At 67.9% G+C, this 20,646-nt stretch carries 22 protein-coding genes; 13 read left to right on the plus strand and 9 right to left on the minus strand.

Annotation, left to right across the window (positions count from 1 at the left end; all coding sequences use genetic code 11):
- Positions 1 to 55: 55 nt before the first annotated feature.
- Positions 56 to 1,489 (plus strand): DUF1254 domain-containing protein, encoded by a 1,434-nt coding sequence (locus AC1DB1_RS19315; RefSeq protein ID WP_477201988.1) that lies wholly within the window; start codon positions 56 to 58, stop codon positions 1,487 to 1,489.
- On the opposite strand, the gene AC1DB1_RS19320 is transcribed toward AC1DB1_RS19315, so the two are convergent.
- Genes AC1DB1_RS19320 through AC1DB1_RS19330 form a run of 3 tightly spaced genes read right to left on the minus strand, consistent with a single transcriptional unit; the run spans position 1,464 to position 3,988 of the window.
- On the minus strand, positions 1,464 to 2,261 hold the full coding sequence (locus tag AC1DB1_RS19320) for a hypothetical protein (RefSeq protein WP_477201989.1): 798 nt from the start codon (positions 2,259 to 2,261) through the stop codon (positions 1,464 to 1,466). The genes AC1DB1_RS19315 and AC1DB1_RS19320 overlap by 26 nt on opposite strands.
- A gap of 24 nt (positions 2,262 to 2,285) precedes the next feature.
- A complete protein-coding gene (locus tag AC1DB1_RS19325) occupies positions 2,286 to 3,230 on the minus strand; it encodes an SMP-30/gluconolactonase/LRE family protein (protein ID WP_477201990.1) in 945 nt (314 codons plus the stop codon).
- Positions 3,227 to 3,988: an SDR family NAD(P)-dependent oxidoreductase gene (locus AC1DB1_RS19330; protein ID WP_477201991.1), complete on the minus strand. Its 762-nt coding sequence runs from the start codon at positions 3,986 to 3,988 to the stop codon at positions 3,227 to 3,229. Before AC1DB1_RS19330 ends, AC1DB1_RS19325 begins: the two co-directional genes overlap by 4 nt.
- Positions 3,989 to 4,047: 59 nt before the next feature.
- Here AC1DB1_RS19330 and AC1DB1_RS19335 point away from each other — a divergent pair, with 59 nt between their 5' ends.
- A complete protein-coding gene (locus AC1DB1_RS19335; RefSeq protein ID WP_477201992.1) occupies positions 4,048 to 4,809 on the plus strand; it encodes an SDR family oxidoreductase in 762 nt (253 codons plus the stop codon).
- The gene (locus tag AC1DB1_RS19340) at positions 4,806 to 5,504 is read left to right on the plus strand and encodes a FadR/GntR family transcriptional regulator (protein ID WP_477201993.1); all 699 of its coding nucleotides are present in this window, start codon (positions 4,806 to 4,808) and stop codon (positions 5,502 to 5,504) included. The genes AC1DB1_RS19335 and AC1DB1_RS19340 overlap by 4 nt, the downstream gene beginning before the upstream one ends.
- Positions 5,505 to 5,513: 9 nt before the next feature.
- Here the strand turns inward: AC1DB1_RS19340 and AC1DB1_RS19345 are convergent, their stop codons facing one another.
- Entirely contained in the window at positions 5,514 to 6,122 is a 609-nt protein-coding gene (locus tag AC1DB1_RS19345; protein ID WP_477201994.1) for an HD domain-containing protein, read from the minus strand.
- Between the two features lie 114 nt (positions 6,123 to 6,236).
- Here AC1DB1_RS19345 and AC1DB1_RS19350 point away from each other — a divergent pair, with 114 nt between their 5' ends.
- Positions 6,237 to 7,160, plus strand: coding sequence for an NADP-dependent oxidoreductase (locus tag AC1DB1_RS19350; RefSeq protein WP_477201995.1), 924 nt, complete (start codon positions 6,237 to 6,239; stop codon positions 7,158 to 7,160).
- On the opposite strand, the gene AC1DB1_RS19355 is transcribed toward AC1DB1_RS19350, so the two are convergent.
- Positions 7,148 to 7,870 (minus strand): GbsR/MarR family transcriptional regulator, encoded by a 723-nt coding sequence (locus AC1DB1_RS19355; RefSeq protein WP_477201996.1) that lies wholly within the window; start codon positions 7,868 to 7,870, stop codon positions 7,148 to 7,150. The two genes, AC1DB1_RS19350 and AC1DB1_RS19355, sit on opposite strands and share 13 nt — an antisense overlap.
- A 238-nt stretch (positions 7,871 to 8,108) precedes the next feature.
- Here AC1DB1_RS19355 and AC1DB1_RS19360 point away from each other — a divergent pair, with 238 nt between their 5' ends.
- The 4 genes from AC1DB1_RS19360 to AC1DB1_RS19375 all read left to right on the plus strand — a co-directional run bounded on the left by AC1DB1_RS19360 (position 8,109) and on the right by AC1DB1_RS19375 (position 11,369).
- Positions 8,109 to 8,771, plus strand: coding sequence for a DUF4097 family beta strand repeat-containing protein (locus AC1DB1_RS19360; RefSeq protein ID WP_271178010.1), 663 nt, complete (start codon positions 8,109 to 8,111; stop codon positions 8,769 to 8,771).
- Between the two features lie 57 nt (positions 8,772 to 8,828).
- Positions 8,829 to 9,647 (plus strand): alpha/beta fold hydrolase, encoded by an 819-nt coding sequence (locus tag AC1DB1_RS19365; RefSeq protein WP_477201997.1) that lies wholly within the window; start codon positions 8,829 to 8,831, stop codon positions 9,645 to 9,647.
- 151 nt (positions 9,648 to 9,798) lie between these two features.
- On the plus strand, positions 9,799 to 10,620 hold the full coding sequence (locus AC1DB1_RS19370; RefSeq protein WP_477201998.1) for an aldo/keto reductase: 822 nt from the start codon (positions 9,799 to 9,801) through the stop codon (positions 10,618 to 10,620).
- Between the two features lie 35 nt (positions 10,621 to 10,655).
- Positions 10,656 to 11,369: an SDR family oxidoreductase gene (locus AC1DB1_RS19375; RefSeq protein ID WP_477201999.1), complete on the plus strand. Its 714-nt coding sequence runs from the start codon at positions 10,656 to 10,658 to the stop codon at positions 11,367 to 11,369.
- Positions 11,370 to 11,580: 211 nt separating this feature from the next.
- Here the strand turns inward: AC1DB1_RS19375 and AC1DB1_RS19380 are convergent, their stop codons facing one another.
- Positions 11,581 to 12,609 carry an NAD(P)-dependent alcohol dehydrogenase gene (locus AC1DB1_RS19380; protein ID WP_477202000.1) on the minus strand — a complete coding sequence of 343 codons (1,029 nt, stop codon included), beginning with the start codon at positions 12,607 to 12,609 and terminating at the stop codon, positions 11,581 to 11,583.
- Positions 12,610 to 12,697: 88 nt separating this feature from the next.
- On the opposite strand from AC1DB1_RS19380, the gene AC1DB1_RS19385 reads away from it, so the two are divergent.
- Both AC1DB1_RS19385 and AC1DB1_RS19390 read left to right on the plus strand, forming a co-directional pair.
- Complete coding sequence (locus AC1DB1_RS19385) at positions 12,698 to 13,405, plus strand: TetR/AcrR family transcriptional regulator (RefSeq protein WP_477202001.1); 708 nt, start codon at positions 12,698 to 12,700, stop codon at positions 13,403 to 13,405.
- A 40-nt stretch (positions 13,406 to 13,445) separates the two neighbouring features.
- Positions 13,446 to 13,931: a hypothetical protein gene (locus AC1DB1_RS19390; RefSeq protein ID WP_477202002.1), complete on the plus strand. Its 486-nt coding sequence runs from the start codon at positions 13,446 to 13,448 to the stop codon at positions 13,929 to 13,931.
- A gap of 21 nt (positions 13,932 to 13,952) precedes the next feature.
- On the opposite strand, the gene AC1DB1_RS19395 is transcribed toward AC1DB1_RS19390, so the two are convergent.
- Both AC1DB1_RS19395 and AC1DB1_RS19400 read right to left on the minus strand, forming a co-directional pair.
- Positions 13,953 to 14,096 carry a hypothetical protein gene (locus tag AC1DB1_RS19395; RefSeq protein ID WP_477202003.1) on the minus strand — a complete coding sequence of 48 codons (144 nt, stop codon included), beginning with the start codon at positions 14,094 to 14,096 and terminating at the stop codon, positions 13,953 to 13,955.
- Between the two features lie 214 nt (positions 14,097 to 14,310).
- Positions 14,311 to 14,637, minus strand: coding sequence for a hypothetical protein (locus tag AC1DB1_RS19400; RefSeq protein ID WP_477202004.1), 327 nt, complete (start codon positions 14,635 to 14,637; stop codon positions 14,311 to 14,313).
- A 377-nt stretch (positions 14,638 to 15,014) separates the two neighbouring features.
- On the opposite strand from AC1DB1_RS19400, the gene AC1DB1_RS19405 reads away from it, so the two are divergent.
- The 3 genes from AC1DB1_RS19405 to AC1DB1_RS19415 are packed head-to-tail and all read left to right on the plus strand — an operon-like array spanning position 15,015 to position 19,688.
- On the plus strand, positions 15,015 to 17,012 hold the full coding sequence (locus tag AC1DB1_RS19405; RefSeq protein ID WP_477202005.1) for a beta-glucoside-specific PTS transporter subunit IIABC: 1,998 nt from the start codon (positions 15,015 to 15,017) through the stop codon (positions 17,010 to 17,012).
- The gene (locus tag AC1DB1_RS19410) at positions 17,012 to 18,505 is read left to right on the plus strand and encodes a glycoside hydrolase family 1 protein (protein ID WP_477202006.1); all 1,494 of its coding nucleotides are present in this window, start codon (positions 17,012 to 17,014) and stop codon (positions 18,503 to 18,505) included. Before AC1DB1_RS19405 ends, AC1DB1_RS19410 begins: the two co-directional genes overlap by 1 nt.
- Positions 18,506 to 18,521: 16 nt before the next feature.
- Positions 18,522 to 19,688 carry a PRD domain-containing protein gene (locus AC1DB1_RS19415; protein WP_477202007.1) on the plus strand — a complete coding sequence of 389 codons (1,167 nt, stop codon included), beginning with the start codon at positions 18,522 to 18,524 and terminating at the stop codon, positions 19,686 to 19,688.
- Between the two features lie 173 nt (positions 19,689 to 19,861).
- Here AC1DB1_RS19415 and AC1DB1_RS19420 read toward each other — a convergent pair.
- On the minus strand, positions 19,862 to 20,646 hold a 785-nt coding region (locus tag AC1DB1_RS19420; RefSeq protein WP_477202008.1), incomplete at its 5' end, for an ABC transporter substrate-binding protein.

Raw genomic sequence — 20,646 nt, forward strand, 5'->3', positions numbered from 1 at the left:
GGCTGCGTCGAATGAGAGCCTGTCCCCGACAGCACCGACACGATGGGGGTATGCGATGACTGACCGACCGACAGGGCTTTCCGAGAGTGAACTGGCGGCGGCGGTCGCCTCGCTGAGCTCCCCCGACACGGTGACCACACCGTTCGGCGAGTGGGCCTTCTTCGACGGGGTCCCGACTCCGGCAACCGTCGAATCGGCGTACGACGCTCTCGATCTGATGCGCGGAATCGAAGTCTTCCTCAACGCCGTCCCCGGGGCGTCCCTGGTTGCTTTTCGCGCCGGCCTCCGCCAAGCCGGCCTCACGTCGCCCCGCCAGATCGGCATCACCGAGCCGCGAGCGACGTCCAAGGCCCTTCTCCTGACCCCGAACACCGAGACGACCTACGGAACGACGATGCTCGACCTGAAGGCGTGGGGTCCGACCGTCATCGAGGCGCCGCCGCAGTCGCTCTGCGTCGTCGACGACTTCTGGTTCCGCTACGTGGCCGACATGGGGATCGCCGGCCCCGACCGCGGTGAAGGCGGAAAGTACCTGTTCCTACCGCCCGGCTACGACGGCGAGGTACCGGACGGCTACTTCACGTTCCGCACGCCCACCTACACGAACTTCGTGGTGCTGCGTGCGCTCGGTGGCGTCCCCGCCATGAAGCAAACACGCATCTACCCCCTCTCCGAAGCGGCCGACCCGAAGCCGAATGAGTTCATCAACCTGGCCGACACGCCGTTCAACACCGTGCACGCGAACGACTTCTCGTTCTTCGAGGAGGTCGCGACGCTCGTCGACGAGGAGCCGGCTGACGCCCTCGATGCGGAGCGCGCCGGCCAGCTCGCGGCGATCGGCATCGAGAACGGCAAGGCCTTCGAACCGGATGACCGGCTGCGCCGCATCCTCACGGAAGCTGCGCCGGTCGGCGCAGGCATCGCGCGTGTGCTCGCGTATGCGCCGCGCGACCCGCAGGCCGAGTTGTACGGGTCGTGGAAGAACGCTTTCGTGGGTGGCAGCTATGAGTTCCTCCGCAACGGTGCGCGGCTGCTGGATGCCCGCACGCAGTTCCACTACATCGCGACGGTCATCACGCCCGCGATGGCTCACGCCCAGGTGGGCGCGGGATCCGCGTACGCGTACACGGTGCACGATTCGAACGGAGACATCCTCGACGGTGCGCGCACCTACCGGCTGCACGTCGAGCCCGATCCGCCCGCGAAGAACTTCTGGGCCGTCGACGTCTACGACACGCAGACCCGTTCGCTGATCGTCGTCCCGTCCACGCCCTACCCCGCCGTCGCGAGCAACGACGGGGCGGTGCAGGCGAATGACGACGGCTCGTACGACCTCTACTTCGGGCCGCGCGCACCCGAGGGCAAGGAGTCGAACTGGGTCGAGACGATCCCCGGCAAATCTTGGTTCCAGCTGTTCCGCCTATACGGCCCCCTACAACCGTGGTTCGACCAGACCTGGCGGCTCAACGAGTTCGAGCCGATCGCCTGAACCCGCCCCGGCCCCAATCGGGCGCAGAGAGCGAGATCACGCCGGCTCCGCGTGCGCCGCGGGAGAAGACGACCCACCGTTCGCCGTCGGAGGTCTCGAGCACCCACTGCTTGTCCGACCGCGGGTCCCTGGTCCAGGCGCGGGTGAGCGCATCCCGCTTCTCGCCCGTCGTCGACGTCCAGGCGTCCAGCAGTTGGGCGGGCACACCGCTCGCGATCGCGGGCTGACCGACGAGGATGCGCGGCTCGGGATGCGCGCCGGTCCCCGGCCTTGCCCGCTCGCCCCGGGCAGGGCGCCTGCGTCCGTCGGCCTGCGTCGTGTCCGGCGCGGTGTCGCGTGTCGGGGCGGTCGGTCGTTCGGCCCCGGCCGGTTCCTGCGCGGACTCGTCGGCCTCTTCCGCCTCGATGCGTCCGGACGCCTCGGCCGCCTCGGCGTCCCCGTCATCCGGCGACGCGAGCGCGGTCGCGAGCTGCTCGTGCAGGTCCGCGATCTGATCGAGCACCTTGTCGGTGTCGCGGGCCGTGAGCAGGTAGATCATGACCGCGAAGAAGAGCGCCCAGAGCGTCGCGACGAGGCCGATGACCCCGGTGGGGCTCGTGTCACCGCCCACGAGCACGACGACGAGCGTCACGACCACGCCGGCCGCAAAGGTCACCGCCGTGACCCGGCCGGGGAACTTCGCCAAATGGTCGAGGAACCAGTGGTAGATCCGCGCGTCGCGCGTCGTCGGCCCGTCGCTGAGGACGATCTCGCTGTCAGAGGGAGCGCTCATGCGACGACGCTACAACCCGACGCGTTACGCGTGCCCGGTCGATTTCAGTCCGCTATGGCCCGCCCGATACTCCGCGGCGGGGCCGGCCGAGGTGCCGGTGCGCACGGCGAAGATCTTGCCCGCATCCGGATCGGCGGCCAGAGCCCGCTCGTCGTAGCCCTCTTGCGACGTCGTGATGAAAAGTGTCGACCCGTCGGAGTCGCCGAAGCAGCAGCTCGAGACCTGGGCGGCGCCGACGTGCACGCGCTCGAGAAGGCGGCCGTCGGTGCTGTACCGCTGCACGGCACCGCCGCCCCACAGCGCGACCCAGAGGCAGCCGTCGGCGTCGATGCACATGCCGTCGGGAGCTCCCTGTTCCGGCGGGATGCTCACCACGACCTCGCCGTCCGACAGCCCGGCGGGCGAGACCCGGAAACGCCGGACGGTCCGGGTCGGTGTGTCGATGTAGAACATGGTGCCGCCATCCGGCGTCCAGGCGAGACCGTTCGAGATCGTCACGCCGTCGAGCACGAGCTGCGGGATGTCGGCCTCCAGCCGATACAGGGCGCCTGCACCGCGCTGCTTCGTGTACGCCATCGACCCCGCCCAGAACCGTCCCTGCGGGTCGCATTTGCCGTCGTTCATCCGGCGCCGCACCCCGTCGCCGGGCAACACGTCGGCGATCGGTGTCAGGCGCCCGTCCCGCGCCAGGCGATGGAAGCCGTCACCGGCCGCGACGAGCCAACCGTCGGCCGCGGGAACGACCGCGCCGACGGTCATCCCGAGGTCGAAGCGTTCGAACTCGACGAGAGCCCCGGATGCCGCACGCCGCGCTCGGCGGATGCCTCCCCGGTACTGGTCGACCCACAGCAGCGTGTCGTCACGGCCGTCCCAGATCGGGCCCTCCGCATGCTCCACCGCGTCGTCGATGACGATCTCCGCGACCCGCTCGACGACGTCGCCGTCCGTCACAGCGTCGCCGTCCGTCACAGCGCCGCCCGGTCGTAGCCGAGGCTCGGCATCTGCGTCGCGAACTTTCCTCCGCTGACGTCGACAAGCGCGCCCGTGATGTAGCCCGCATAGTCGCTGGCGAGAAAGCAGACCAGGTCGGCGACGTCCTCGGGCCGTTCCCAGCGCCGCAGCGAGAGCGTGTCGAGCAGGCGCTCCTGGCGGTCGACGGCCATGTCGGCGAAGCCGTTCATCGCGGTCGGGATCATTCCGGGAGCGTACGCGTTCACCGTGATGTTCCACGGGCCGAGTTCGGACGCCAGTACGCGCGTGAACTGCACGACGGCCGCCTTGGAGGCGCCGTATGCCGCGGCGCCGACGCTCGGGATGATCGCCGCGAACGAGGCGGCGTTGATGATGCGCCCGCGTCCCGCTCGTTTCATCGCGGGGATGACGGCCTGCGAGAGGGCGAAGACGCCGAACACGTTCACGTCGAAGCAGGCGCGCCAGCGTTCCGGGTCGAGCGACTCGACCGCCCCCTCGACGTTGATGCCCGCGTTGTTCACGAGCACGTCGATGCGGCCGAACTCCTGCTCGACGGCCGCGATCGCGTCGTCCACGGAGCCGGTGTCGGTGACATCGCAGCGAATCGTGCGCACGCCGTCGATCGGCTCGGCGAAGTCGAGATCGAGGGCCACCACGGTCGCGTTCTCTGCGTGGAACCGTTCGACGAGCCCCCGCCCGATGCCACGGCCGCCCCCGCTCACGATGACGACCTGCCCGGCGAAGTCGATCAGCATTCTTCCTCCAATAGTCATACTATTGGGACTCATCGTAGTGACGATCGAGGAGAACAGCGATGAGCAATCCGGAAACGGTCGGGTCGGAAGCGACCGAGACCCGCAAGGTCGTCTGGATCACCGGCGCGGGTTCCGGGATGGGACGCGCGGCTGCGATCGAGGCGGCGAAAGCCGGATGGCGGGTGGCCCTGACCGGCCGCCGGTCCGCCGCCTTGGAGGAGACGGCGGCCGCGGTGCGCGACCTGCCCGGGCATCCGGAGGCGATCGTCGTCACCGCCGACGTGACGGACGATTCCGACATCGAGAGCGCGCGCGACCGCATCCTGGACCGGTGGGGGCGGATCGACGGCCTGGTGCTGGCCGCCGGGCTCAACTCGCCGCGCCGTCGCTGGAGCGACCAGGACCTGCCCGCCTTCGACGACATCGTGAGCGTGAACCTGGTCGCACCCGCGCACGTCGTGGCCGCGGCGCTGCCCGCGCTGCGCGGGGCCCACGGCGTCGTCGTGTTCGTGTCCTCGTACGCCGCCTGGGCGTTCAACCCGATCGCCGGCGTCGCATACAGCGCGAGCAAATCCGGTCTCTCCGCGCTCAGCCGCACCCTGAACGCCCAGGAGGCGGAGTCGGGCGTGTGCGCATGCCATCTCTGCCCGGGTGACGTGAACACCGACTTCCTCGAACTCCGACCCCAGGTCCCCGACGACGCCGCACGCGCCGCGATGCTCCAGCCCGATGAGGTCGCGCGGGCCATCCAGTTCGTGCTCGATGCGCCGGGCCACGTGCGCTACGACGAGCTCGTGATCTCGCCGACCTCGCAGCGATGAGCTCGGGCGGGGTGCGCAGGAGCGCCTACCAGCGGGTGCTCGACCGGGTGGGCGCTGCGATCGTCTCCGGCGAGCTCGAGGCAGGCAGCGTCATCAGCGTGGACGCCCTGGTCGACCTGACCGGAGCATCCCGCAGCATCGTCCGCGAGGCGACGCGCGTGCTCGCATCCGTCGGGCTGCTCACCGCGCGCCCGAAGGTCGGGCTCCGGATCGCCGATCGACGCGACTGGGATGCCCTCGACAGCGACATCGTGCGCTGGCGCCTCGATTCGCCCCAGCGCTCGGAGCAGATCGCGGAGCTGCTCGACTTGCGCCTGGCGATCGAGCCCGCCGCCGCTCAGAGCGCTGCCCGGCGACGCACCGACGACCAGGCCGCCGAGCTGATCGCCGCTGGAGAGCAGCTCCGAGCCGCCGCGAGCCTGCGTGATGGCGCGGCCTTCTTCGACGCCGACGCCCGGTTCCACGGCCTGGTCACGACCGCGAGCGAGAACCGGATGTTCGCCCGACTGCAATCCGTGCTGAGAGAGGCCCTCCGCGAGCGGACGCCGCGCGAGCCGTTCACCTGGGACGACGCCCCGGCCGACGTCGACCTCCACGTCGCCCTGGCGGACGCGATCGATCAGCGCGACCCCGACGGCGCCCGCGACCTCATGAGTCTCATCGTGCGCGGTGATCGCGCGCACGCGCAGCGCTGACGCGCCCGGTCACCCTTCGAGCAGGCGCTCCAGCGGGTTCTCGCGGAGCTTGCGCTCCACCCCGCCGTCGACCAGGCGTCGCGCGGCGGTCTCCGGCTTGCGGATGGCCTGGTCTTTGACGCACGCCGTGAATTCCGCAGCCAGTTCGCCGCGCGGGTAGCGTTCAAGCACCTCGCGACGGAAGTCGAGCGAGAGCTCGTCGGCGTTCGCGCCCGAGATGTCGAGGGCGGTCGAGGTCGAGAGCAGATGCCCCTCGACGTCGAACCCCGGATCGACCTCCGGCCAGTTGTGCCGCACGATCACCTCGTGAGCGCGCACGCGCCGCGCATCCGGCCAGCCGCTGCCCGCGGTGAGGGCGATCGCGACGTGCCCGGCGGCGTCTTCGTAGGCGAGAGTGTGATTGTCGAACGCGGGCACGATCCCGAGGTCGTGCAGAAGCGCGGAGACATAGAGCAGTTCGTGGTCGGGCTCGAGCCCCCGCGCTTCAGCGAAGCCGAGCGCCCAGAGCCAGGACCGCTGCACGTGGTTCAGGAGCGAGGGCGAGTGGTAGGCGGTGGCGATCTCGAGGGCGGCGCGCGCAGCCGACGTGTCGGGGGCGGTGATCTCACTCAGTCTCATGGACCCATCTTCCCGGATGCTGCGCGCACTGGACCCTCGCGCACGGCGTTCGGACGCTGGATGATGGTTGCGCGGCGGGAGAGGATCCGTCCACGGACGAGACCGGGGAGAACCATGCGAGCCATCACTGTGTCGGATCAGGCGGCAGGAATCGACGGGCTCAGCCTGAGCGAACTCGAGTACCCGCACGCTGCGGAGAACGACGTGATCGTGGAAGTCCACGCGGCCGGCTTCACCCCGGGTGAACTCGGCTGGCCGGCAACCTGGACGGACCGTGCGGGACGCGATCGTACATCGAGCGTTCCGGGCCACGAGGTGGCCGGCATCGTCGCCGAGCTCGGCTACGGCACCACGGGGCTCACCGTGGGCCAGCACGTGTTCGGGCTCACCGATTGGACGCGGAACGGATCACTGGCCGAGTACGTCTCGGTAGAAGCACGCAACCTCGCGCCGCTCCCCGCGAGCATCGACGTCACCACCGCGGCCGCTCTGCCGATCTCCGGCCTCACCGCGTGGCAGGGGCTCTTCGAGCACGGGCGCCTCCAGGTGGGCCAGACGGTGCTCATCCATGGGGTGGCCGGCGGCGTCGGTTCCATCGCCGCCCAGCTCGCCCGCGACGCCGGCGCCCGGATCATCGCCACCGGACGCGCCGCGGATCGCGAGACGGCGCGCGGCTTGGGCGCCGACCGGTTCATCGACCTCCAGAGCGATCGGCTGGAGGATGCCGGCCAGGTCGATCTCGTCTTCGACGTGATCGGTGGAGACGTCTACGATCGCTCGCTCCCGCTCGTCCGCCCGGGCGGCCGCATCGTCACGATCGCGGCGCCGCCGCCCGCGCAGCCCGACGACGGCCAGGCCCTATTCTTCGTGGTCGAGCCGGACCGCGCCACCCTGGCCGAGCTGGCTCTGCGCGTCACCACCGGGCGACTGACACCGATCGTCGGCGCCGTGCGCTCACTCGAGGAGGCGCCCGCCGCCTTCTCCCCGGCGACGCGCGTGCCGGGCAAGACCATCATCGCCGTGGATCACTCCGCCTGATCGGGCGTGCCCGGGGCGAGCAGCCCGCGTGCCTGCTCGGCGGCCCGGGCGATGCTCTCTCCGACGAAGTCCATGAAGCGCGCCATGTTCTCGAGACGGCTACCCGCCGGGGTGTCGCTGCCGAGGAGGCGGACGCCTTCGCGAGCCGTCTCGGCGATCTGGGCGTTGGACCGCGCCGCGGCGATCATCGACTGGTACCAGACGTCGCCGTCGGCGATGTACCGTTCCCGGCGGCCCTCGCTGCGGTCCCGGATGACCAGGCCCTGACTCTCGAGGAGCGCGATCGCCTTGGAGACGGACGCCGGGCTCACCTCGAGCCTCCGAACGAGCTCGGCCGCCGTGAGGCTGCCCGCGTCGGTGGTGTAGAGGCTGGTGAGGATACCGGCGGCGACGCGCGGCAGGCCCGACTGCATGAAGAGCGTGGTGAAGGTCTCCTCGTAGTCCCGCACGGCCTGGGAGTCCCGCCCATCCCCGTCGGGTGCGCCCGACGGGCGAGGTACGGCGCCGCGACGCGTGTGCGCGCGGTGCTCAGTGGCACGCTGAGCCACGTCGGCGCGGTATGCGGCGGGGCCGCCGTTGCGCAGCACTTCGCGCGTGATGGTCGACGTCGGTCGTTCGAGGCGCCGCGCGATCTCGGCGTACGCGAGGTCGTCGGCCAGCCCGAGGGCGATCTGCTGACGTTCCTGCCTGGTGAGTCTGCCTGCCGGCATCCGGGATCCCTTCCGCATCGTCGAATGAGTCGATCGTAGCGTTCACCTTTGCTCTAGTGCAACGAGCTGAGTTTCATTAATTGCGTTCTCTTCTGGTCGAGTGCAACGATATAGCGGGTCTGATCTGCTAATTCACATTTCTAACGCAATATTTGTCTTGCGCACTTGCTGAACGCAACGTAGCGTTTCTCATATCGGAAACATAAACCAGCACCACCGATCACTGGAGTTGAGAACAATGCAGACCTACAACACCCCGACCGCCATCACCGCCGTACTGGACGTTCCGGCCGGCCACCTCCGCTTCATCGCGGCCGAGCGCACCGACACGCTCGTCGAGGTCCGGCCCGTCGATGCGTCGAAGGCGCGCGACGTCAAGGCGGCGGAGCGCACGACCATCGAGTTCGCCGACGGCGTCCTTCGCGTCGAGACTCCCGAGAAGAACGCAGCCTTCGGCCCCACCGGCACCGTCGAGGTGACCGTGCAGCTGCCCGCCGGATCACGCATCCAGGCGACGGGCAGCGCGGAGCTGCGGGGCGCCGGGCGCCTCGGCGAGGTGAGCGTCCAGAACGCCTACGGCCCGATCAAGCTCGACGAAGCGACGACCGCGCAGCTCGGGGCACTCGACGGCGACATCACCATCGGTCGTCTGACCGGCCCTGCCGAAGTCTCCACCGCACGCGGCGACGTCCGCGTCGGCGAGGCGCTGCAGGGCACGCTCGCGCTCAGCACCCAGCTCGGCAACGTGAGCGTCGGCGTCCCCGCCGGCGTCACGGCCAGCCTGAACGCCGGGACCCCCTACGGCCGCATCAGCAACGCACTCGCCAACACGGGCGGCGCTCCCGTTGTCGAGATCCACGCCACCACCGCATCCGGCGACATCGACGCTCACACCGTCTGAGCGCATCCCGTTTCGACACGAACCATCCCGCTTCGACAAACCGTCCAGGAGGAGATCATGACCAGCAACAGCACATCCGCAGCCCTGTCACCGTGGACCGGCATGGTCCCCGTCGACGACACCGCCCTCGCCGTCACCGACACCGGCGGCACCGGCACCCCCGTCCTCTACCTCAACGGTCAGTTCGCGACCCAGGGGTACTGGCGGCGGGTGATCGCAGACCTGGGGCCGTCGTGGCGGCACATCACCTACGACGAGCGCGCCCGCGGACGCAAGTCCCTGACCTCGGCGGACTACTCGTTCGAGGCCGCTGTGCGCGACGTCGACGCCGTGCTCGCCGCCCGCGGCGTCGAGCGTGCGCTCCTCGTCGGCTGGTCGTACGGCGCGTATGTCGCGGCCCACTGGGCGAGCCGCAACCCGGCACGCACGATCGGCGCCGTGCTGGTCGACGGCGCCCAGCCGTACGACTGGCTGGATGACGCGATGGAGGAGCGCATCCGCACGCTGTTCCGACGCATGGGCTGGTTCACGCCGCTGCTGCGCCCGACCGGCCTAACCCCGCGGATGTCCGCCGCGCAGCAGGCCGAGAGCAACATCGAGCTCGGCAAGCTCGGCAGCACCAGCGAGCTCGGTCCTGTGCTCGACAGCATCGTCGTTCCGACCCGCCACGTGGTCGCGTCGGGCACCTCGCTCGGAAGCCGCGGCGACGAGCAGGAGGTCATCCGCGCCGGCCTCGCCGAGGTCGTCGCCCGCAACCCGAACATCGCGATCAGCGCGAAGGTGCCGAGCAACCACGGTGCGATCCTCAAGAAGGACCACGCAGCGGTCGCGGCGGCGGTTCGCGAAGTCGCGGAGCTCGGCCTCCACGAGCACTGACCGCGACGCGGGGCCGGCCTCACGGTCGGCCCCGCCTCTGCGCGCCGGCCGGTGAAGCCGCCGAGGGCGCGGAGAGCCTGCGCAGGCGTGGGTCTACCATGGCGGGCATCGCACCTCACGGCACCCACCGCACCCCACGGAAGGAACCCCCATGCCCTCATTGACCGACACCTTCACGCTCTCGAACGGCGTCACCATTCCGAAGATCGGGTTCGGCACCTGGCAGATCCCCGACGGACCGGAGACCTACGACTCGGTGCGAACCGCACTGGATGCCGGCTACCGCCACATCGACACGGCGCGCGCGTACGGCAACGAGGCGAGCGTCGGGCGTGCCGTGCGCGACAGCGGCATTCCGCGCGACGAGATCTTCATCACGACGAAATGCCCCGCCGAGGTCAAGGACGCCGCGGGCGCGCGTAATGCGTTCGAGCGGTCGACCGCGGCCCTCGACCTCGGCCCGGTCGACCTCTACCTGATCCACGCGCCGTGGCCCTGGAACGCGATCGGAAGCGATCACCGCGCCGGCAACATCGAGGTGTGGAAGGTGTTCGAGGAGCTCTACGAGGCCGGGAGCACCCGCTCCATCGGCGTGAGCAACTTCGAGGTCGATGACCTGGAGTCGCTGACCGCGGCGACGACCGTGCTCCCACACGCCAACCAGATCCGCTGGTTCGTCGGCAACACCCAGCCGGAGACGACCGCCTACTGCCACGAACGCGACATCCTCGTCGAGGGGTACTCACCGCTCGCGACCGGGCGCCTGCTCGGCAACCAGGACATCGCGGCCATCGCAGAGAAGTACGGCAAGTCGGTGGCTCAGGTGAGCATCCGGTACCTGCTGCAGAAGAACGTGCTGCCGTTGCCGAAATCCACGACGCCGTCGCGCATCGTCGAGAACGCGGACGTCGACTTCGAACTGGCGCCGGAGGACGTGGCCGCACTGGATGCGCTCGAGGGCGGGGACCGCTGAGACAGCGGCATCGCGCGGTCCCGTAGGGTCGGATCATGGCTTCAACCGACCAGGATCAGACTCCGGATGACAGCGGCCGCCCGATCGCGCTCGTCACCGGAGCGTCGCGCGGCATCGGCAGGGCGATCGCCCTCGACTTGGGCAGCACCCACCATGTGCTCGTCGGCGGGCGGGACGAGGCCGCCGTCGACGCTGTCGTCTCGGAGCTCCCGTCGGCAGAGCCGTTCGTCGGAGATCTCACGCACGGGAGCATCCCGCCGCTGCCCGCCCGGCTCGACGTCCTGGTCCACTCGGCCGGCGTCGAGGACGGCGGGCGCATCGAGGACACGTCACTCGACCTGTGGCGCCGCGTCTTCGAGGTGAACGTCTACGCCGTCGGCGAGCTCACGCGCCTGGCGCTTCCCTCGTTGCGCGCGGCGGGCGGGCTCGTCGTCGTGATCAACAGCGGGTCCGGCCTGACGAGCGGGGCGGGGAGCGGCGTCTACGCCGGCTCCAAGTTCGCGCTCCGGGCGCTGACTGACGCCCTGCGCGAGGAGGAGCGCGGGAACGGAGTGAGGGTCAGCAGCATCCACCCCGGACGCGTCGACACCGAGATGCAGCGGGCACTGGTCGCCCGCGAAGGCGACGACTACGACACGACCTACACGATCTCGCCGGAGATGGTGGCGGCGACCGTACGCACGGCCGTTGATCTGCCGCCGACGGGCACTATCGAGTCGCTCAGCGTGCGCCCCGTCCACCGTCGTTGACGGGCCGGGTTCGTCATCCCCGCTCACCTGTGGTGAGGGGCTGCACAGAACGCCTGCGGGGGTGGATCATGGTGAGACCGGGATGTCCGGCCGAGCCGTGAGGTAAGAGCGGAAGCACGGGGTTTCAGGCGGCCTCCGCCGAGGCAGCGCCAAGCAGAGCACGACTGGTCCCATCCGCCGCCGGGCATCTTCGACTTCTCGGTGTCGCACGTCAGACCGTGATGACGACCTTTCCCTGCACCCTGCCCGACTCGAAGTAGCGCATCGCGTCGGCGGCGTGCTCGAGCGGGAAGGTCTTGTCGACGCGCGACAAGAGGGTCCCGTCTGCGAGCAGGGATGCGAGGTCGTCGAGATCGGCCGTGGGTTGCGAGCCCATCAGTATCACCAGCCGCTGCCGGATGAACGGGGAGACCACCAGCGCGCGCAGTTGGCGGCCCATCCCGAGCCACTCGCCCGCGCCCTCCCCGCCGACGATGATCGCCGCGCCGTTCGGAGTGAGAGCACCGCGGAGCTGGGCGAGCGACGGGTTCCCCGCGACATCCAGGATCACGTCGTAGGGTCCGCCTTCACTCGGGAAGCCGCCGTTGGTGTAATCGCTGACGTGGTCGGCCCCGAGTTGCCGCACGAACGGGATCTTCGACGTGCTGCACACACCCGTGACCTCGGCGCCGGCCGCCTTCGCCAGTTGGACGATGTAGCTGCCGACCCCGCCCGCGGCCCCGGAGACGAGCACCCGCTGGCCAGCCTCGATGCCGGCCGCGCGCACGGCCTGCATGGCCGTGATCGCCGGGACGGGCGCCGCAGCGGCGTCGACGAAGCTGACGTTCGCCGGCTTGCGCGTGAGTTTGGACGGCGACGCCACGGCATACTCGGCGAACGTGCCGTGCCCGACACCGAAGACCTCGTCGCCGATCGCGAACCGCTCGACGTCGGCGCCGATCCCGACGACCGTGCCCGCCACATCCTGACCGATCACCGACTGCTTCGGCCCGCGGAGCCCGAAAGCCGCGCGCATGGCATACGGCGTGCCGGTCATCAGGTGCCAGGTGGCTCGGCTGAGTCCGGCGGCGCGCACCTGCACGAGCACCTCATCGGCGGCGATCGCCGGCCGTGGCACGGAGCGGAGCTCCAGGGCGTCGGCACTTCCGTACCGGTCTTGGACGATCGCTCGCATCGTGGGCGCCGCCGCGACCGATGGCGACACCTCGGTCGCGTCGGTCGCCTTGTCGAGTGGAGTCATCGTGTTCCCTTCCGCGCCGACGGGGAGTCGACTCGTACTAAGTACGAACGTTAGCGTACTTAGTACGAGAATGCGATAGGTTGGTCCCATGAGCTCGGAACCAGCAGGCGAACATCCGGCCATCCTCGATGGACAGCACACCCCCCGCCCGCGCCCACGCCTGAGTCGCGAGCGCGTGCTTCGGGGCGCCATCGCCGTCGCGGGCGAATCGGGCATCGGATCGCTGACCATCCGGTCGCTGGCCGAGCACCTCGGCACGAAGCCGATGTCCGTCTACCATCACGTCGCCAACAAGAGCGAGATCCTCGACGGCATCGTCGATCTCGTGTTCGCCGAGATCGAGCTGCCATCGCTCGAGGGGGACTGGCGGGAGGAGTTGCGCACCTGGGCGGACAACGCGCGCCGCGTTCTGGCACGCAACTCGTGGGCCATCACCCTGCTGGAGTCGCGCGCCACGCCAGGCCCCGCGACTCTGCGACACCACGACCGGATCATCGCCGTCTTGCGGGGCGCCGGCTTCTCGGTCGAGCTGACCGCCCACGCTTACGCCCTGCTCGACAGCTACGTGTACGGCTTCGCGCTGCAGGAGGCGGCTCTGCCGTTCGACGCGGAGAATGCGTCGGAAGTCGCGGACGCCATCATGGAGCCGTTCGCACCGGGCGAGTATCCGCACCTCGTCGAGCTCGCCCTCCACGTGGTGGCGCAGCCCGACTACGATTTCGGCAACGAGTTCGGCTTCGGGATCGACCTCATCCTCGACGGACTCGCGAAGGCGCTGGCGCGGGAGGCCGGCTGACGGCGGGATGCCCCTTGCGCCCCAGTCCTATTGTTGACGCATGGAGGGATGGGGCGATTTCGCCGTCATCACGGGAGGTGCCGCCGCGGCGCTGCTCGGACTGCTGTTCGTCGCCGCGTCCATCCGGGCCGACGTGATCGGCAGATCGCACGTGCTGCGATCGCGTATCTCGCAGGTACTCGGGGTCTTCCTTGCCCTGTTGATCGCCAGCATCGCGATCGCCCTTCCCCAGCCGGCGCCCTGGACACTCGGCGTCGAACTGCTCGTGGTCGCCGTGCTTCTCGGGGTCGCCTTGCTGATCCTCGACCACCGGGCGAAGGCCTCCCGCGAAGGAGGGACGCTGGCGCGCATCCTGGATCGGGTCAACCCGAACATTTCGACCTCGGTTCTGCTCGCCCTGGCCGGCATCGTCGTCGCGATCGGGTTCGACGCCGGGCTGTACCTCGTCGCCCTGGCCGCGCTCGTCGGGTTCGTCGGCGGAGTGAGCAGCGCTTGGCTCGTCCTGGTGAGCGATTCGGAAGGGTAGTGCGCCGGAACCCCATCGTCTTCAGGCAGGGAGGACGACGACCTTTCCGGCGATGCGCCCCGCGCTGGCCTCGGCGTGGAGGGCGGGCAGCTCGGCGAGCGGGATGCGGCGGGTGACCTCCACCGCGAGTTCCCCGTCGTCGACGAGGGACGGGTGAGGTGTCACCTCGGTGACGCGTACCGGTTCGAGGCCAACCTCTACCGCGCGCTCCCTGACGCTGGGTGCGTCAGCACGAAAGGTGCCGAATGTCGCTCATTCAGTCGAAATGAACGACATTCGGCACCTCTCGCCGACAGCCCACCGCGAACGTTCCAGCCGCACACACGATCACCACGCACTAAGCACCCACCGACGTGATCGGCCCGCCGAGACGGCCGGGTTAGGTGTCGCCCCGAGCGACGCTGGCCTTCCGTATCCCGCGCTCGAGTTTTTTCACGTTGATGATCGCGAAAACAAGAAGCGCGACGACTGTGACCGACGCGACATTGGCGATGGGCACCATGATCAGCTCGTGCGGTAGAAGAAGTGTTTCCGGCATGCCGACGGGGTCGGCCCGATCGACATTGATGGCATCGATGATGTCGAGCCACACGGTCACCGCAACGACGAGCAGTGTCGCCACCAGACCCAGGGCTGCCACCCACCAGGCGATCGCGCGTCCGGGCATCGGGGGCACGATGGTCGCCTCGCTCGTCGCAGCGTTCATGTTGCCCACGGTAGGCGGCTGGTACCGGCTGGGGCGTCACGCGCAAGGATGACGATGCTGTGGCGTCTGAGCCCTATGGAGCGCACTCCTCACCCTGACGCCGGTGGCCGGAGACCCTTGGACTCGGCCACCCCACGCTTCGTTCCGTCCACCCGGCCTAAGCGCGAGAGCTCTGCCGCCTACTCGCTGGGATGTCACCGGCTACCGTTGGCGGCGAAAGCACCCGAGAGTGCGCACCCAGGGTTGTTACTGACTCGATCAGGCAAGACCTAGACCACACGGTTTCCTTCGCATCAGGCGATGGCAGCTCCGCGAGGTCTAGGTCTTTTTTGTTGGTGTTTCTTTGGTTCCGTGATGGGCGAGTGAGGAGAGAAGACATGGCCGGCATCGACTACGCCGACTTGGCACGAGACGTTCTGTCGGGCGTCGGCGGAGAAGAGAACGTGAAGACCGTCTCGCATTGTGCGACGCGTCTGCGCTTCGTGCTGAAGGACCCGGCACGGGCCGACAAGGCCCGGGTCTCCACGATCCCAGGCGTGATCAGCGCGGTGGAGAGTGGCGGCCAGTTTCAGGTCATCATCGGCAACAACGTTCCGGTCGCCTTCGCTGCGCTCGAGAAGCAGAGCTCGATTCTGAGTGAGAGCCGTCCGGCCTCGAGCAACGGCCCCTCGGGACAGCCGGCGAAGAGGAGCAACATCATCGTGCGTGGGTTGAACGGCGCCATCGCTGTCGTCTCGGCCATCTTCGCGCCGATCATCGGCACTCTGTGCGCGGCGGGGATACTCAAGGGGCTTCTGATGATCGTCTCGACGGTCGGCTGGTTGCCGACGACGTCGACGACCTACGTCATCCTGTGGACCGCCGCGGATGCGTTCTTCTTCTTCCTTCCGATGATCCTGGCGGTGCCTGCGGCGCGGAAGTTCGGCGCCAACATCTACACGTCGATGGCACTCGCCGGCGCGCTCCTCTATACCCAGGTCGCGAGTGTCAGCTTGCTCCTGGATGGGGAAGCCGTTTCGCAGCCACTGCGAGCGTTCCAGGATGCCGGCGGCCCGGTCGACTTCTTCGGCATCCCGGTGGTCCTTCAGGGGTATTCCGCCACGGTCGTGCCGATCATCCTCGCGGTGTACCTGCAGTCGGTCATCGAGAAGCTGATCGCACCCCGCATCCACGACTCCATGCGCAACTTCATCGTGCCTCTGGTCGCGCTTGTCGTCACGTTCCCCGTGGCTCTCTTGGCGCTCGGCCCCGTCGGCAATTGGCTCGGTCAGGGGATTGCAGACATCTTCCTCGCCATCCAAGGCTTCTCGCCGATCCTCACCGGCTTCCTCTTCGCGGCGCTCTGGCAGATCCTCGTCGTGTTCGGCCTTCATTGGGCTCTGGTGCCGATCTTCATCAACAACATCGCCACCATCGGATACGACACGTTCAAACCGCTGGTGTGGCCCGCGGTCTTCGGCCAGGCCGGCGCTGCCCTCGGCATCTTCCTGCGCTTGCGGGAACCCCGCACGCGCGGCATCGCCGGCTCAGCGGTGGTCGCTGCGATGTTCGGCGTCACGGAGCCCGCGATCTACGGTGTGAATCTGCCGCGCAAACGGGCGTTCGGCATCGCGATCGTGTCCGCCGGTATCGGTGGTGCGATCGTCGGCGCCGCCGGGGCGCGAGTCTACGGCTACGGACTCTCGGGCATCCTCACCCTTCCGCTGGGCTACGGCGACCCCCTCGGCTTGGGCGACACATTCCTGTGGCTGCTCCTCGGCACGGCTGTGTCGTTCGTCCTCGCCGCGGTGCTCACCTTCTTCTTCGGCGTCAGCAAGAAGGACATCGCCCACGACCGGGATGCTGCCACCGCAGAACTCGCCGGGTCGACCGAGGCGAACGACGGCACGTCCACGACCGAATCGCACGCGATCGTCGCCGCGACGCCGATGACCGGCATCCTCATTCCTCTCAGCGAGGTGGACGACGAGGTCTTCTCCTCTGGCGTGATGGGTCCGGGGTTCGCTGTTCGACCGACCGATGGCCGCGTGCACGCGCCCGTGACCGGCGTCGTCGTCGCGACGATGCCGCACGCCGTCGGTATCCACTCCGACGACGGTGTCGATTTCCTGATCCATGTCGGGATCGACACCGTCGCGCTGAAGGGAAAGACGTTCACGCCTCACATCGCGGAGGGCGACCGTATCGATCGAGGAGATCTCCTGTTGGATGCCGACCTCGGCGCGATCACTGCCGAGGGGTATGACACGACGACGATCATCGTCGTCACCAACGATCACGAGTACGACGCATCACTGATCGCACCCGCCGGCCCTACGGCGTCCGGAACGACCGTTCTGGCCATCCACACCGTAAACGAGAATGCCGCAGGCTGATGGCCGCCGCCCGGCCCACACCCCAGCCACGACGACAAGGAGATAGTTCAATGTTCCCCGAAGGATTTCTCTGGGGCGGCGCGCTGGCCGCAAACCAGACCGAAGGCGCTTGGAACGTCGACGGGCGCGGTCCATCCGTCGCCGACGTGACGGCATACAAGCCGAAGGTCGATGTCACGGACTACGAGGCGCTGCACCAGATCACAACAGCTGATATCGAGGCGGCGCTGTCGGACCCGGGTGTGGACACATTCCCCAAGCGGCGTGGGATCGATTTCTACCATCGGTACAAGGACGATCTGGCACTTTTCGCCGAGCTCGGCTTCACGACGCTCCGTGTTTCCATCTCGTGGACGCGCCTGTTCCCGACCGGCGAAGAGGACGTTCCACTCGAGGCCGGCATCGCGTTCTATGAGTCGCTGTTCACCGAGATGCGGCGACACCATATCGAGCCGATCGTCACACTTCATCACTACGAAATGCCGGTCGCGCTCTCTCTGAAGTACAACGGCTGGGCTGATCGGCGGGTGGTCGATCACTTCGTCCGGTGCGCGCGGGTCTGCTTCGAACGGTTCGGGCATCTGGTGAAGCTGTGGCTGACCTTCAACGAGATCGATGGCATCATCCGGCACCCGTTCTCCTCCGGAGGAGTGATTCCGGATCGGGGCGATGTGGTTCAGAACAGCTACAGCGCGTTGCATCACCAGTTCGTCGCGTCCGCCATCGCGACCCGACTCTGTCACGAGCTCGTGGAAGAGGGACGAATGGGCTGCATGCTCACGAAGCTCACGACCTACCCCCTCACCTGCCGGCCCGAAGATGTCGCAGCAACACAGCAGAAGACTCTGCTGAACCTGTTCCCGGCCGACGTGCAGGTCTTCGGTGAGTACCCGCCGCTGATTCTGCGCAGACTCGAGCAGGACGACATCACGGTGCCGTTCGAACCGGGAGATGAGGCGATCCTGAAGGAGCACACGGTCGACTTCGTTTCGTTCAGCTACTACATGACCACGACCGAGTCGGTCGATCCGGACGCCGAGCGCGCGCCCGGCAACACGATCGTGGGCGTCAAGAACCCATACCTGCCGTCGAGCGAGTGGGGGTGGCAGGTCGATCCCGTCGGGCTGCGCATCTCCTTGATCGACCTGTACGACCGGTACCGCAAGCCGCTGTTCTGCGTCGAGAACGGCATCGGTTCGATCGACGTGGTCGGTGACGACGGCATCGTCCACGACGACTACCGCATCGACTACTTCCGCGCGCAGTTCGAGGAGATGAGTAAAGCCATCGACGCCGGCGTCGACCTCATGGGATACACGAGCTGGGCGCCGATCGACATCGTGAGCCTGTCGACGTCCCAGATGTCCAAGCGTTATGGGTTCATCTACGTCGACCAGGACGACCATGGAAACGGGACCCTGGAACGCCGGCCGAAGGATTCTTTCGCCTGGTACAAGAAAGTCATCGCGTCCAACGGATCCGATCTCACCTGATTTCCCGGGAGACCAGGTGAAAGTCGTCAAGATCTTCAACAACTCCGTCGTGCTGGGGGCCGACGGGAACGGCCAGGAGGCGGTGCTGCTCGGTGCCGGCCTGGGCTTCGCGCTCAAGGTCGGAATGAACATCGACCCAGCACGGATCGAGCGAACCTTCCTCCCCGAGAACGCGGCCTCGATCGAGCGACTCGTTCAATACGCGCAAGAGATTCCACTCAGCGACATCGAGCTGACCGAGGAGATCCTCCTCGAAGCAAGCCGAGCGCTTCATATCCGGACGCCGGACCAGCTCCTCCTGCCTCTCGCGGACCACATCACGTTCGCGCTCAGCAGGGCCCGCACGGGGGTCGGAGAGATCGACTACCCCCTGCGATGGGAGGTGCAGCAGCTCTATCCCGACGAACTCGCGGTCGCTCGCACGGCTATCGCGATCATCGCCTCGCGCACGGGGGTCTTCCTGCCGAGCGTCGAGGCTGTGCCGATCGCGTTGCATTTCGTCAATGCTCATGTCGGAGCAACGGACGTCACGACCACGATGCGGATGACGACTGTCCTCAGCGAAGCCCTGGACACGGTTCGTCGGCATCTCGACATGGACATCGACGAGGATTCCCTCGCGGTTTCGCGCCTGGTCACCCACCTCCGGTATCTCTTCCTCCGGCAACAGCGAGGCACGATGTCGCGAAGCGGGCAGGTCGCACTCGATGCCGAGATCAGGGGCGCCCTCCCCCGCGAATACGAGTGCGCCCGCGCGGTCTCGCAACTCCTCGCCGACCGCTGGGGCACACCGGTGACCTCCGAGGAGACCCTCTACCTGACGCTCCACATCGGCCGGCTCAGTGCGACCCTCCGACACCGCGACGACGACGAGCCACCCAGAATCGAACCGAATCCGACGACGACAGCAGAATCGATCCTTCGACACGTCGGCGGACCGTCCAACGTGACACACCTGACGCACTGCATGAGCAGGCTGCGGATGACCGTGGACGATGGACTCGCCGTGGACGAACGAGGGATCGAAGCCCTCGATGACGTCGCTCTCGTCCTCTGGCAATCCGGGCAGCTCCACATCGCGATGCGACGCAAGCTCGACGTCGCCTACAAGGATCTCGCGTGCGCAGTCGGGATGCACACAGTGATGTCCCCGCGGCCCGACCCCAGCGGCGACACGGCGTAGACCAGTCGACTCCGGTTCAGACGTTCTCGGCACCCTCGCATCCCGTGCGTCAGCACGAAAGGTGCCGAATGTCGCTCATTCAGTCGAAATGAACGACATTCGGCACCTCTCGCCGACAGCCCTGACGAGGTGATGGGTGCCCGGGCGAACCACGGGCACCCATCACAGTGGTGCTACTTCTTGGAGCTGACCGACCACTCCCAGAAGTTCCAGAAGGGTCCGGTCTGGTTGCCCATGTACTTCGCGCCGTCGACGCGAGCGCTGACGCCGAAGATGCCGGGGAGCTGGAACAGCGGCAGGCCGTAGCCGTCGGAGAACGTGGCCTTGTCGATCTGCTGCTCGAGCTTGACCAGCTCGCTCTTGTCGACCGTGGTCTGCGTCTGGACAGCGACGTCGTTCATGGCGTTGTAACGGTTGTTGTTGCCGCCACCACCGGTCGTGAACAGCTGCGGGATCATCGTGTTCCCGGCGCCGGGGCTGATCCAGCCGAAGAGCGATGCGTCGTAGTTGCCGCCGGGGAGCAGGGTGCTCCAGTCGGGCGATCCGGCGTCCACGATCTTGAAGCCGGCCTTCGATGCCGAGGACTGGATGGCCTGGAATTCGTCGACACGGTTCGGGTTGTTCGTGTTGTACAGGATGCGGATCGTCGGGGTCGCGCCGGCGAGCAGCGCCTTGGCTCCCGCGATGTCGACCTTGGAGTACTTGTCCGAACCGTTCTGCTCGACCGAGGCCTTGTAGTCCGACTGGCTGGGCAGCCAGATCTGCGAGTTCAGGATCTCCGCCTTCGGGTTCACCGGGGTGACGATCGCGTCGAGGATCTGCTGACGCGGGATCGTCTTCAGGAACGCCTCACGGACCTTCGCGTCGGCGAACACCTTCGAACCGAAGTTCAGGTCGAGGTGGTCGTAGGACACCTGGTCGCCGGTCAGCACCTTCGCGCTGGTCTGCTTCAGAGCCG

Source organism: Leifsonia sp. 10N434 (genome assembly GCF_056394405.1).